Source organism: Saccharospirillum sp. HFRX-2, from assembly GCF_043196805.1.
Lineage (GTDB): Bacteria > Pseudomonadota > Gammaproteobacteria > Pseudomonadales > Natronospirillaceae > Saccharospirillum.
On the sequence record NZ_JBEBMU010000001.1, the window covers coordinates 926161 to 938554 of the forward strand.

General features: G+C 57.4%; 10 protein-coding genes. 5 read left to right on the top strand and 5 right to left on the bottom strand.

Going from position 1 to position 12394, the window contains the following annotated elements; translation table 11 throughout:
- Position 1: 1 nt before the first annotated feature.
- Positions 2 to 2956, bottom strand: a complete 2955-nt coding sequence (locus ABMA60_RS04420) for a UvrD-helicase domain-containing protein (protein WP_392799294.1) — start codon at positions 2954 to 2956, stop codon at positions 2 to 4.
- 210 nt (positions 2957 to 3166) lie between these two features.
- Between ABMA60_RS04420 and ABMA60_RS04425 the strand changes: the two genes are divergently transcribed.
- The 3 genes from ABMA60_RS04425 to ABMA60_RS04435 all read left to right on the top strand — a co-directional run bounded on the left by ABMA60_RS04425 (position 3167) and on the right by ABMA60_RS04435 (position 6359).
- Positions 3167 to 4351, top strand: a complete 1185-nt coding sequence (locus ABMA60_RS04425) for an MFS transporter (RefSeq protein ID WP_392799296.1) — start codon at positions 3167 to 3169, stop codon at positions 4349 to 4351.
- Between the two features lie 55 nt (positions 4352 to 4406).
- Positions 4407 to 5375 (top strand): calcium/sodium antiporter, encoded by a 969-nt coding sequence (locus ABMA60_RS04430; protein ID WP_392799299.1) that lies wholly within the window; start codon positions 4407 to 4409, stop codon positions 5373 to 5375.
- Between the two features lie 81 nt (positions 5376 to 5456).
- Positions 5457 to 6359 carry a DMT family transporter gene (locus ABMA60_RS04435; RefSeq protein ID WP_392799302.1) on the top strand — a complete coding sequence of 301 codons (903 nt, stop codon included), beginning with the start codon at positions 5457 to 5459 and terminating at the stop codon, positions 6357 to 6359.
- On the opposite strand, the gene ABMA60_RS04440 is transcribed toward ABMA60_RS04435, so the two are convergent.
- Positions 6356 to 7909 carry an FMN-binding glutamate synthase family protein gene (locus ABMA60_RS04440; protein WP_392799305.1) on the bottom strand — a complete coding sequence of 518 codons (1554 nt, stop codon included), beginning with the start codon at positions 7907 to 7909 and terminating at the stop codon, positions 6356 to 6358. The two genes, ABMA60_RS04435 and ABMA60_RS04440, sit on opposite strands and share 4 nt — an antisense overlap.
- A gap of 144 nt (positions 7910 to 8053) precedes the next feature.
- Here ABMA60_RS04440 and ABMA60_RS04445 point away from each other — a divergent pair, with 144 nt between their 5' ends.
- A complete protein-coding gene (locus ABMA60_RS04445; protein WP_392799307.1) occupies positions 8054 to 8941 on the top strand; it encodes an NAD-dependent protein deacetylase in 888 nt (295 codons plus the stop codon).
- A gap of 102 nt (positions 8942 to 9043) precedes the next feature.
- On the opposite strand, the gene ABMA60_RS04450 is transcribed toward ABMA60_RS04445, so the two are convergent.
- Positions 9044 to 9391: a hypothetical protein gene (locus ABMA60_RS04450; RefSeq protein WP_392799310.1), complete on the bottom strand. Its 348-nt coding sequence runs from the start codon at positions 9389 to 9391 to the stop codon at positions 9044 to 9046.
- Between the two features lie 461 nt (positions 9392 to 9852).
- Between ABMA60_RS04450 and ABMA60_RS04455 the strand changes: the two genes are divergently transcribed.
- Positions 9853 to 10836, top strand: coding sequence for an isopenicillin N synthase family dioxygenase (locus ABMA60_RS04455; protein WP_392799313.1), 984 nt, complete (start codon positions 9853 to 9855; stop codon positions 10834 to 10836).
- Positions 10837 to 10885: 49 nt separating this feature from the next.
- Here the strand turns inward: ABMA60_RS04455 and ABMA60_RS04460 are convergent, their stop codons facing one another.
- Together ABMA60_RS04460 and ABMA60_RS04465 are read right to left on the bottom strand one after the other, a co-directional pair.
- Positions 10886 to 11698 carry an SDR family NAD(P)-dependent oxidoreductase gene (locus tag ABMA60_RS04460; protein ID WP_392799316.1) on the bottom strand — a complete coding sequence of 271 codons (813 nt, stop codon included), beginning with the start codon at positions 11696 to 11698 and terminating at the stop codon, positions 10886 to 10888.
- Positions 11699 to 11751: 53 nt separating this feature from the next.
- On the bottom strand, positions 11752 to 12330 hold the full coding sequence (locus tag ABMA60_RS04465; RefSeq protein ID WP_392799319.1) for a TetR/AcrR family transcriptional regulator: 579 nt from the start codon (positions 12328 to 12330) through the stop codon (positions 11752 to 11754).
- Between the last annotated feature and the right edge of the window lie 64 nt (positions 12331 to 12394).

Here is a 12394-nt window from a genome sequence, read left to right on the forward strand (position 1 = left end):
ATTAGAAAGTCGGTTCCCCCGCCTCACCCCCGTTCACGTTGTACTCAATATGTTGCTCGGTATGGTTACAGGGCATTTCTTTGTCGCCGTATTGGCTGCAACCCCAGAATTCACCGTATGGCCCGGTTCTTTGCTTTAAATCAGAAGCGCATTTGGGACAGGTGGGTACCCAGCTTTTGCAATTGGCATTGGTGCATAGACGAAAACGTCCCTGGCGATACATTTGGCTTTTGCATGTCAGGCAGGCGGTTTCGGTATGGTTGCACAGCGGTTCGTTGGTGCAGCGATAACTGTTTCTACGGTACACCATGCTGCCGGTTTTGCAGCGAATGCACTTCATCATCCGGAACAGTTTTTGGCTGACTGAGGTGTCGAATTCTTCAGTTTCCACTGGGTAGTTGTCATCCAGTAATTCGATAATGAATTCCGAGGTGACGGTCATGTCGGTAATCAGATATACCCGGTGTTTGGCCCGCGTCAGCGCCACATAAAACAGCCGTCTTTCTTCGGCATAGGTGTAGCTTTCCATCTTCGGTAGTAAGGCAGCGATCAGAGCGTTTTCCTGCATCTGGGAGGGCAGGCCGTAGTCGCCACTTTCCAGCCCGAGCAGCACCACATAGTCGGCTTCCCGGCCTTTCGATTTGTGAATGGTGTCGCGCGATAGCGTGAGGCTGGGGTAGCGACGGTTCAGTGATTTAATGTCACTTTTTTTCGGGTAAGTAAATTTATTACGGGCCAGCAGATAAACGCTGCTGCCCGGTTCAGCGATCTGTTCCAGCCGTGCCAAGACGGTGTCGAGGCGAGGGTCGTTATCTTTGCCGGTTGGCCGGGTGGCTTTCAATATCGAAACAGCGGGTTGCTCAACGGTGGTTAACGAACTCAGCGTTTTTTGTATCTGTTTGGCGTTTTGGGTAATAAAGCGCGCCGCTATGTCGCCGATGGAGCTGTTAAAGCGAAACGTTTGGTCGAGGCTGGTGGTCTGGGTGGTGCCGAAGTGTTGTTCGAAATGGGTGGTGTAATTTAAGTCGCTGCCGGTAAAGCGGTAGATGGCTTGCCAGTCATCGCCAACACAGAACAGTGAACTGTCCGGCCCGTGGTCTTTTAAGCATTGCAGCAGGCGCGCCCTGGGCTCGGAAATATCCTGGAATTCATCAACCAGAATATGGCGCCATTTGGGTTGGTATTTACCGTCGCGAATGTATTGGATGGCTTTGCCGATCATGTCGTTAAAATCGATGCTGCAGGTGCTTTCCAACTCGGCTTCGTAGTCGGCAAGAATGGGCATCAACAGTTCCATTGCGGCCTGCAAAGCGGCGTCTTTCGGGTCGTTGAAAGTGGGTGCGGGCTTTTCCAGGTCGTAACAGTTGCCACGGTAACGCTGTAACAGTGCTTTGAGCAGGTCGGCGATTTTCTTGATGTCGCCCAAATCCCGCAGCGTTTCCAGCAGGTCTTCATCCGGTCTGGGTGTGGCTTCGATATTGTAGAGTTCCAGTGCTTTGGCAAGGTCGGCCTCCAGCGTGCCTTCGGTGCGTTGGTAGTGGAACAGTTCAATCAGTTGGGTGCCATTTTCTTCGTGGGTTTGTTTTTTCCACTGCATCGAGTCGGTGTAGCGCTGCTGGTCGATAAAGGGCGGTGTTTTGCCCTGGCGGTTGATGCCATAGAACTCGATGTAGATATCCTGATCCGGTAAATAAAAGTCCGGGTAATATTGCCGATAGCCTGGGGTGGCGGTGTCGACTTTGTACCGTTTTTCGTAGCTGTAGTTGATGCCCTGGCTGTAGAGGCTGTTAGCAATTTGTAATTCACCCAGGCTTTTGACTAATTCACCTTGCAGGGTACGTAAGTCGTTCGCTCTGACGTATTCGAGGTATTCGCCTTTGGTTTTGAAATCGAAGGGGTTGATGTCGGGGCGGAGGTAATAGCAAAAATAGCGGTTGACCAGTTTGCGGTATTGACGGGTTTTCAGGTGTGCTTCAAACCAGTCGTCCACGCGCTTGTTTAATTTGATTTCATCTTCGGCAAGTTCGGATAAACCGGGTGCGTTGTTGCCTTCAACGGCTTTGATGATTTCCAACCCCAAACCATGAAAGGTTTTGGCGGTTATTTCGTCCTTTCCCAGTCGCTTATCGGCACGTTGCTGCATTTCTTTGGCGGCATCGCTGCCGAATGCGAGCATCAGAATGTCGGCGGATTTTGCTTGGTTGCTGGCTATAAGGTAGCCGGCGCGGCCGATCATAACGCTGGTTTTTCCGGTGCCGGCTCCGGCCAGCACCAGGTTGTTTTCTTCATTAATAACACAGGCTTCGCGCTGCCGACGGGTGAGCGGCATGCTTTCGACGTTGTCGAAATAGTCGGCGTATTGTTCGAGTTGTTGTTGCAGATAACGTTGTTGTACTTGGGGCCTTTCATCGTCGTTCATCTGACTGATACGGCTAACATAGCGAAAGGCTGAAAGGTTGAGGTTTTGGCACCAGCTTTTTTGGGGTACCTGGCCGAATAATGCACTCGCTTCGGTGGCCAGTTGTTGTGCCTGGTCGAGAATGCTCTGTCTTGGGTAGTTCTGCCCCAGCAGTTCTCTCACGCTATGAGCCGAGTCAATCACCTCTTGTTCAATGGCTTTCAGCCAGCCGGACCTCAGCCAGTGCAACACCGCTTGCGCCTGGCTTTTGTTGAGCCATTTGAGGGTGTATCGCCCCTGGGTGGTTTGCAGTGTCAGGGTGGCGAACCAGAGACCTTGTTCCAGAACCTGATCGTCGGTCAGGGAGGCGGCTATGACGTCACGCGATTGCTTGCCGGGGTGATCGATGCTGATGTGTCGGCCGTCGCGGTGGAAACGCGTGGTTTTGCCGCTGAGAAACAGTCGGATTGGGTGTTTTGATACCAGGGTTTTGCTGTGGCTGGATTGGCTCATGGTCGGGTGAGAATTGCCGTTGGGGTGGTGTCGCAGAAGCGCCATGATCTCCGGCTAGGATGATGCTGTCCACGCCGGGGTGTCGATGCTGTCCTCATCGGCAGTTCAGCGCTGTTGCTATTGGCGTTGTTATTGGCGTTGTTATTAACGCTGCGTTGCATTGGTGGAATCCGCCATCGTGATAGAATGACGCGCCCTTGTGACCGTCACAGGGTGTCTTTGCCGTCCTGGCTTATCTGCAGTTATGAGGCTTGCATGTCCCTCCCTATTATCGCCCTGGCCATTGCCGCTTTTGGCATTGGCACCACCGAGTTTGTCATTTTAGGTTTGCTGACTGCCGTTGCGACTGACTTGAACGTCAGCATTCCGGCGGCGGGTCATCTGGTGTCGAGCTATGCCATTGGCGTGGTGGTCGGCGGGCCGATTCTGGCGGTAGCGACGGCGCGTTGGTCGCGGCGGCCAACCTTGATGGTGCTGATCTGCATTTTTGTGGTCGGCAATGTGCTGTGTGCGCTGGCGCCAAACTATTGGAGTTTGATGGTGGCGCGGGTGGTGACGGCTTTGTCGCACGGTGCCTTTTTCGGCATAGCGGCGGTCACGGCGGCCAGTCTGGCGGCGCCGGGTAAGCGCGCTCAGGCGATTTCGTTGGTGTTTGCCGGCCTCACGCTGGCCAATGTGTTGGGGGTGCCGGCGGGTGCGGCTATCGGTCAGGCGTTCGGTTGGCGCGCGACCTTTGCTTGCGTGGTGGTGATCGGCATGGTCGCGATTCTGGCCATGATGCGCTGGTTGCCGCGTGGCTTGCAGCCCAGTACCGGTGGCATTGCCGGTGAGTTTCGTGTGTTGCGACAGGCGCCGGTGTTGCTGGCTCTGGGCCTGAGTGTGCTGGCGTCGGTGTCGATGTTTACCGTGGTGACCTTTATTGAACCGATGCTGCGCGATGTGACCGGCATCGGTGGTTTGTGGATCAGCCTGGTGATGGGGGTGTTCGGTCTCGGTCTGACTGCCGGCTCGATTCTTGGCGGCCGTTTGGGGCATGGTGCGTTGATCCCGGTGTTGGTTAAGTTGATGCTCGGCATCGCGGCGACTTTGCTGGCGTTGGCCCTGGTGATTGGTTGGTTGCCTTTGGCGGTGTTGGCGATTTTTGCCTGGGCGGCCTTGTCGTTTTCGATTGTGCCGTTGCTGCAATTGCTGGTGGTCGATCAGGCCGGTGAAGCGCCGAATCTGGCGTCCACGCTGAACCAGAGTGCGTTTAATCTGGGCAATGCCATCGGCGCGGCCTTGGGTGGCGTGGTGATCAGTCTGGGTTTGAACATGAGCTGGGTGCCGGTTGTCGGCGCTGCGGTGATCCTGATCAATGCGTTACTGGTGTTGGTGACCGGTCGGGCGATACGCCGTTCCGAGGCAATGGCGCCAGGGCTTGCTGAACAGACGCCGGCTTGACGTTGCTCGGTTTAACGTGCGATGGGTTTGGTCTGAATTTTAACCATTGAGGTGAATGATGCTGCTGTCGTTTCTGGCGATCGCGCTGGGCCTGGCGCTGTTGGTGTGGAGCGCTGATCGGTTTGTGCTGGGTGCCTCGGTGACGGCGCGTTACCTGGGTTGGTCGCCGCTCATCATCGGTATGGTGGTGATCGGTTTTGGTACCTCGGCGCCGGAGCTGACGGTGTCGGCGCTGGCGGCCTGGCAAGGTCAGAGCGGCTTGGCGCTGGGCAATGCCATCGGCTCTAACATCACCAATATTGCGTTGATTCTGGGCGTAACGGCGCTGATCAGTCCGATTGCCGTTCGTTCAGGCGTGTTGCGACTTGAGCTGCCAATGCTGACTGCGGTGACTTTATTGGCCGTGGTCTTGTTGCGCGACCTGAGTTTGAGTCGCTTCGATGCACTGATTTTGCTGGTCGTGTTTGCTGCTCTGATCGGCTGGATGCTTTGGCAGGCCGGTCGTTCGCCGCAAGATGCTTTGGCGGCTGAGGCTGACCAGAACCTGGCGGCGCAGCACTTATCGCGTGGTCGGGCGCTGTTCTGGCTGTTCGCGGGCTTGCTGTTATTGGTGCTCAGTTCACGCCTGTTGGTGTGGGGCGCCGTGACGCTGGCGACCCGCCTGGGTGTCAGCGAACTGGTGATTGGGTTGACCATCGTCGCGGTGGGCACTTCGTTGCCGGAACTGGCGTCGTCGATCGTTGCGGCACGCCGGGGTGAGCATGATCTGGCGTTGGGTAATGTGCTCGGTTCCAACCTCTTTAATACGCTGGCGGTGACCGGCCTGGCCGGGCTGATCCGGCCACTGACGGCGCAACCAGAGTTGTTGTCGCGCGATCTGCTGGTGCTGGTGGCGCTGACGCTGGCGTTGTTTCTGTTGGGCATGGGCCGTCGTGGTCGCGCCGGACGCATCAATCGCTGGGAAGCGGTGCTGCTGCTGGTGGTCTATGTCGGTTATAGCCTCTGGCTGGTGGCGGGTGCTTAGGCTGGCGTTATGAACGCTGGGTTCGGCCTCTCTATGAACGCTTCATGCTAGGCTGCTCGCCATTCGTTTGAAGGAACTGAGATGTCCACGCCCATTGCCCGCCCGCTCGCCATTCTGATTCTGCTGACCACTTCGACGCTGTTTGCCTCCAACCATGTCTCGGCGCGCCTGGCCTTCGATAATAGCACCGGCCTGATGCTGGCGATTCTGACTCGCGGTGCGGTGGCGCTCACCATCATGACGCTGCTGGCCGTGTGGCAGCGGCATCGCTTTGCCATTCCTCAAGGCAAGCGCGGCTGGCAGCTGCTGTTGGGGCTGATGATTGCGGGACAGAGCATCTGTCTGTATTCGGCGGTGGCGCGAGTGCCGGTGGCGGTGGCCTTGTTGATGGTTAACACCTGGCCGATTTTACTGGCTTTGCTGAACTGGGTTTTGACCGGCCGGCCGCCGTCGCTGCGCTTAGTCGTCATCATGTTGATGATACTGGTCGGTGTGGTGCTGGTGTTGGACGTGCCCGCCTGGCTGGCCGACCCGGCTGCCATGGGACCGGATTGGCAGCCGGGTGTCGCCTTCGCGCTGGCCGCGGCCTGCTTCTTTACCGTGGCGATCTGGACCACCGACAACAAGCTGTCCGGCATGCCCGGCGCAGTGCGCTCGGTGTTTACCATGATGACGGTGCTGGCGGTGATGTTGATTGCCGGGGTGATGAATCTGGTGCCCGGCGGTCTGGATTTACCGGCCACCGCTACCGGCTGGGTCGGCCTGTGTTTGCTGGCGCTGTTCTATGGCACCGCTTCGACGTTGTTGTTTGTGTTGGTGCCGCGTCTGGATATGGCGCGCAACGCCCCGGTGGTTAACTTTGAACCGGTGGCGTCGCTGATTCTGGGTTTTGTGGTACTTGGCCAGACCTTATCGCCGTTGCAGATTGTCGGTGGCGCCATCGTACTCAGCGGCATTGTCTGGCTGAGCCTGGCGCGCAATTAGCGCTGGCTCGGCACCTGAGTTTGTTCCGGGCTCTGGCTGGGTTCGATCATCGTCAACGGAATATGGCGTTGATAGAAGGTATCCAGCGGCATGGAAATCCCGCTTTGAGTGACAATGCGCACGTGCTTGCGCGCCAGTTCGCGCGGCCCGGCGACACCGCAGGAATGCGCCAGAATCCCCAAAAAATGCACCATCTGGGCGTGATAATGCGCCACCCGTTCGGCTTTGTCGGCCGGCACCAGGCCGCGTTGCAGGCGCGGGTTGTGGGTGGTGACACCGGTCGGGCAGGTGTTGCGGTTGCACTGCAGTGATTGCACGCAACCGAGCGCGAACATAAAGCCACGCGCCGAGACGATAAAGTCGGCGCCGGTGGCCAGCGCCCAGCCCACTTTCGAGGGCACCATCAGCTTACCCGAAGCAACCACTTTGATGCGCTCGCGCAGGCCTTCGGCTTTAAGCGTGTCGATCAGCCAGGGCAGGCTTTCTTTGATCGGTAAACCGACGTAATCCATCAGCGGCTGAGGCGCGGCACCGGTGCCGCCGTCGGCGCTGTCGAGGGTGATAAAGTCGGGCGCGTATTCCAGGCCGCGCTGCTTTATCCGCCGCAGCAACGCCACCAACCAACCGGTTTCGCCGAGCACACATTTAAAGCCAACCGGCTTGCCGGTGACGTTGCGCACGCGCTGGATCATATCGAGCAGGTCGTCGCCGTCTTCGATGTCCAGATGACGGTTCGGGCTGATCGAATCTTCACCTTCAGGAATGCCACGGGCGCGGGCGATTTCTTCGGTCACTTTTTCACCCGGCAGAATGCCACCTTTGCCGGGCTTGGCGCCCTGGCTGAGTTTGATTTCGAACATCCGCACCTGTTCGTGGGCGGCAATCTCGCGCAGCTTTTCATCGCTGAGATTGCCGTTTTTATCGCGCACGCCGTATTTGGCAGTGCCGATCTGAAACACCAGATCGCAGCCGCCTTCCAGATGAAAGCGCGACAGCGCGCCCTCGCCGGTGTTCATCCAGCAGCCGGCTTTGGCCGCGCCGAACGACAAGGCTCGCACCGCCGGTGCCGACAGCGCGCCGTAGCTCATGCCGGATATATTGAAGAAGGATTTGGGTTGGTAGGGCTGTTTGGCATCCGGACCGATGGTGATGGGCAGCGGGTGGTCGGCGGTATCTTCCAGTGTCGGGAAGGCGTCGTTCATAAAGAAGACGGAGCCGATGGGTTCCAGTGAGCGCGTTGAACCGAAGGCAATGGTGTTGTCGAGATTTTTGGCGGCGCGATACACCCAGGAACGTTCGGCGCGATTGAACGGCAGTTCCTCGCGGTCCATGGCAAAGAAGTACTGGCGGAAGAATTCGCCCAGGTGTTCGAACAGATAACGGAAGCGCCCGAGGATGGGGTAGTTGCGGCGAATGGTGTGGATGCGTTGACGACGGTCGCTGATATACAGGTAGATCAAAACCAGACACAAGATGATGACGGCGGCGACAATCAACAGTCCGGCCACGGCCAAAATGGTCAGGCCCAACTGGGTATAAGAACTGCTCATCCAGACTCTCCTCAGGCGCGAAGCGGCAAGCCTAACAAAAATGACGGCGGTCGGCGTTATCCTTCTCAGACTCGGTCATCCGGATGATTGACCTGGGCGTAACTGACCTTATTAACTAGACCCAGTCTTGCCAATGGAAACCTCATGACTCTGCATTCGCCTGTACGCAGCGTGCAGCTGCCCCCTCAGCTGGAACCGGAACCGCTGCTCGACAGCCAAAGCGCGGGCGAGCAATTAGCCGACTTTCTAAAGCGCCATCCGCGCACTCTGGTACTGACCGGAGCCGGAGTGAGCACTGACTCCGGCATTCCCGATTACCGCGATGATCAGGGCGGCTGGAAGCGTAAGCCGCCGGTTCAGCATCAGATTTTTATGAGCGATGCGGCCATGCGCCAGCGTTATTGGGGGCGCAGTCTGATCGGTTGGCCGGTGATGAGTCAGGCGCGGCCGAACCCGGCGCATCGTTATCTGGCGGAGCTGGAAGAGCGCGGTCTGTTGACCGGTCTGGTGACGCAGAATGTTGATGGTCTGCATCAGCAGGCGGGCAGCCAGAAGGTGATCGATCTGCACGGTCGTGCCGATGCGGTGATCTGCATGAGTTGCGGTTATCAGTGCACGCGGACTGAGGTGCACGAGCGCTGCCATGAACTGAACCCGGCGTTTCATCATTACCGCGCCGAGGCGGCACCGGATGGTGACGCCGATCTGGAAGTCGATTTCAGTCAGTTTGCTGTAGCGGCCTGTCCGCACTGCGACGGCGTGCTCAAGCCGGATGTGGTCTTCTTTGGCGACAATGTGCCGCGCGAGCGGGTGGCGCAGGTGTTCGATCAACTGGAGCGGTCGGATGCCTTGTTGGTGGTCGGTTCATCGGTGATGGTTTATTCAGGCTTCCGCTTTTGCCGTCAGGCGCATAAGGCCGGGCAGTCATTGGCGGTGTTGAATCTGGGACGCACGCGGGCCGATCCGTTGGTGGATTTGAAACTCAATACTCGTATTGCCGAGGCTTTGGCGGTTGCGGTGGCGTCTTTGTGATTTTTGGTCGTTAAAACGCGCGGATAAAAAAATCCCGGAACGAGGAGGTCGCTCCGGGAGAGGGTGGCCGCCATTGCGGCCTGGGGATGGCAGACGGTTTGCTCAGGCGGCGTCGCTGTCAGCGTTCGGGACCGCTTTTAAGGTGCTGGCTTCCACGTCGCCGGCGGCGGCTTTGGCAGCCACTTCGCGAGCGGCTTCCAACTGAGTGCGCAACTCGGCTTCTTCAGCTTTCAGGGTTTCGGCTTTGACCTGATCTTTCTCAACCAGTTTGAGCAGCTCGATGGCATCGCCAATGCGGTCGGCCTGGATGTGTTCGACCGCTTCGCTTTTGCGCTCTTCGATGGCTTCGACTTCAAGCAGCTTTTCCAGGATTTTGTCGAGCTTGTTGTTCAGTTTCTGGATGTCTTTGCCGGCGTTTTCCAAGGTCTTTCCTATCAGTTGATAATCCACGTTCCAACTCCCGGATGGAGGCAGCGAATGAAAACGCTGCCCTTGGTTCGATATTCGATACTGGATATTAATACAGTATTTTGATGTCAGCAACCCGGTCAGATTGCCTGCTTTTGGTGCGTCCTCGACCGCTATTTGCTGTCAGGCGGGGCAGTGTATCGGAAGGCGTCGCCGGGCGCGCTGGAAATCACGCCCTGGTCGTGGCTGGCATGAGCGTTGCTGTATTTAGGATGCATTTGAGTAGAAGCGGTCAGGTTCGTTGAACCCGGGCATTGCTCTGTGTCGGATCGTCAGCCGCAAGCGGTGGACGGGTCGGACCGGGTGGCTTGCTTGACTCATGCATTCCAGCACCAGCAAAGCTCTCCTGTTCGTTCCCTCCTTTATGGCTGACTCAACACTTCGGGGTAGAAGCGGCAGACCTCTGCGTCAGGCATTGCTCCTCAACAGCATGGAGAATCACCATGAACACACCAGAATACGGCCTGGAAGAATTGCGCTTTGAATCCACCTTGGGTGGCGAGGGCGTTGAGACCGACGATCGCGTTGTGCCGCTAATCGACCTCAGCGATTTCGACACGAACAGCGAGGCGATTGGCGATGCGCTCTGGGCCGCGGCCAGCGAAGTGGGTTTCTTTCAGTTGACCGGCCATGGTCTGGCGCAGTCGGATATCGACGAAGCCTTTGCGTTATCGGAGCAGTTTTTTGCGCTGCCAGAGGCCGAAAAGGCCGGCTGTGCGTTAAAGCCTGGCTTGAATGCCGGCTGGGAATTTCGCACCCAGAAACGACCCTCGACCGGAACGCTCGATCAAAAAGAGTCTTATCAAATCACCCGGCCGCATATGGCGGATATCTGGCCGTCCTCAATGCCCGATTTTCAGCCTCGCTTGTTGGCGTTCGAACAGGCCTGCTGGACGTCGGGTATGCAGGTACTGAGCTGTCTGGCACAGCGTCTGGGTTTCGCCGCGGACTTTTTCACCCAGGCGCACGACTGGCGTCAGCCGGATTACCAAAGCACGCTGCGGCTGCTGCATTACTTGCCGTTAGATAAGGCTGACACCGGTCCGGGTATCTGGCGCGCCGGCGCTCATACCGATTTCGATTGTCTGACCATGGTGTTTCAGCGCACCGGTCAGGGCGGTTTGCAACTGTGCCCGGGCAAGGACGCTCAGGGTCAACAGGCCTGGACCAGTGTGGCAGCGCGCGATGGCATCATCACCTGCAATATTGGCGACATGCTGATGCGCTGGAGTGATGACCGCTTAAAGTCGACGCTGCACCGGGTACGGATGCCGCGTGAGGATGAAGACCATGGCGCGCGCTACAGCATGGCGTTTTTCTGCCAGGCCAACCGCGAGGTGATGATTGAAGGGCCCGAGGGCAAGTATCCGCCGATTACGGCGGCGGATTATCTGCAGCAGCGCATTGCTGCTAACTTCAATCGTTGATTCTTGGAGAACCCGCAGACGCAGTTAGCGCTGCGGGTTCCTGCTGCTATCACACCAAACCCAGTTCTATCCGACGTCTGGCTGCATCGCCGAGCATGCGGGCGTTGACGGCGCGCATCAGTGGCGCTGGCAGTAGCGCTGATAAGACCCGGAACATCCGTCCGGTTAAAACCGACGACTGGTTTTTGCGCAGTGCCATCAGTCCTTCGTCGACACAGCGTTCTACGCTCATCGGCGCCATCGGCATGCTGTCTTTGGAGAAACCGAAGGCTTCAATGATGGGCGTGTCGGTCGGGCTTGGCAGCAGCACGCTGACGTGTACGCCTTTGCTTTTCAGCTCCCAATTCAGGGCGCGGCCCAGCATCAGTAAATAAGCTTTGGTGCCGGATTCGTTGGCCATAAATGGCAAGCCCAGATCGGCACCCATGGCCGAGACCATCTCAATGCCACCGCGCCCGCGTTTAACTAAACGTTCGGCAAAGTGGCGGGTCAGTGCCAACTGCGCGCTGATGTTGACCTGAATGACATCGCTTTGTTTGGCGGGCGTTTCATCGAGAAAGGCTGCCGGGGATCCGGTTCCTGCCGAACCGACAAACAGGCCGACATCCAGATCGGCGGTGGCGTCGCTGACGACGTCGATGCTGTCGGCATGAGCCAGGTCGGCGGTGACGACGCGGTAGTCGATGCCGTAGCGTTGTTGCAGTTCAGCACCGAGTTGATTCAACAGTTCAGTGCGCCGGGCGATGAGCACGACGTGGATGCCGTTTGCCGCCAACTGACGCGCAAATTCCCGACCAATGCCGGATGACGCACCAGTGATGACTGCCCAGGGACCAAAGTAATGCGGATCGATCTTTTTCATTTTAGCTCCTTTTCAGAATGATGGTTCTGAAATAAATAAAAAAAACGAACAGGTTAGGGAAGCAATTCGATCGAGGTATCCACGAAACGGCGGATATGCTCTTCCGAAAAGCCAGCTTTGGAACACAGCAGGTAGCCCATAGCCACACCAACCAGATAGTCGGCAAGCTCAGGAACCCGGGGTAGAACATCGGTACGTGACGCGTAAGCGCCGGTTAGAGCGTTTTCGAAGGCGGCACGCATGCGCTCAAAATGAGCGCCGATGCGTCGGGCAATCTGTTCATGAGGTTTGACCAGTTCGATAGAGGCGTTGCCGATCAGGCAGCCCAGTCGTTTGTCGTGGCTGGGTATGGTTTCGGTGAGGATATCGAAATAGCGCTCTATCGCTTCCATGCCCGCACCTTCGCGCTCCATGGGGCCGAGCATAAAGCTGATGTTTTTGTTGGAGTAGTGATCCATCACCCGCGCGAAGAGGTGATGTTTTTCACCAAATGCCGAATAGAGACCGTAGCGATTGACGCCTGTGGCCTCAACGATGTTGCCGATGGACGTAGCGCTGTAACCGGACTTCCAGAACACCGGCAGAGCCTGTTCCAGTACATCGGTTTCGTTGAATTGACGTTGTCTTGGCATGGATCACTCTTTTCAGAACGGCTGTTCTGGAAAGAAATTTAGTGCCGTACCTGGCCGATGTCCA

What these genes read in the sequence shown, in the direction of transcription:
- ABMA60_RS04440 (WP_392799305.1), bottom strand. Translation starts at nt 7,909, where the DNA reads ATGAGCAGTTCTTATACCCAGTTGGGCCTGACCATTTTGGCCGTGGCC.
- ABMA60_RS04420 (WP_392799294.1), bottom strand. Translation starts at nt 2,956, where the DNA reads ATGGCGCTTCTGCGACACCACCCCAACGGCAATTCTCACCCGACCATG.
- ABMA60_RS04425 (WP_392799296.1), top strand. Translation starts at nt 3,167, where the DNA reads ATGTCCCTCCCTATTATCGCCCTGGCCATTGCCGCTTTTGGCATTGGC.
- ABMA60_RS04435 (WP_392799302.1), top strand. Translation starts at nt 5,457, where the DNA reads ATGTCCACGCCCATTGCCCGCCCGCTCGCCATTCTGATTCTGCTGACC.
- ABMA60_RS04460 (WP_392799316.1), bottom strand. Translation starts at nt 11,698, where the DNA reads ATGAAAAAGATCGATCCGCATTACTTTGGTCCCTGGGCAGTCATCACT.
- ABMA60_RS04455 (WP_392799313.1), top strand. Translation starts at nt 9,853, where the DNA reads ATGAACACACCAGAATACGGCCTGGAAGAATTGCGCTTTGAATCCACC.
- ABMA60_RS04465 (WP_392799319.1), bottom strand. Translation starts at nt 12,330, where the DNA reads ATGCCAAGACAACGTCAATTCAACGAAACCGATGTACTGGAACAGGCT.
- ABMA60_RS04445 (WP_392799307.1), top strand. Translation starts at nt 8,054, where the DNA reads ATGACTCTGCATTCGCCTGTACGCAGCGTGCAGCTGCCCCCTCAGCTG.
- ABMA60_RS04430 (WP_392799299.1), top strand. Translation starts at nt 4,407, where the DNA reads ATGATGCTGCTGTCGTTTCTGGCGATCGCGCTGGGCCTGGCGCTGTTG.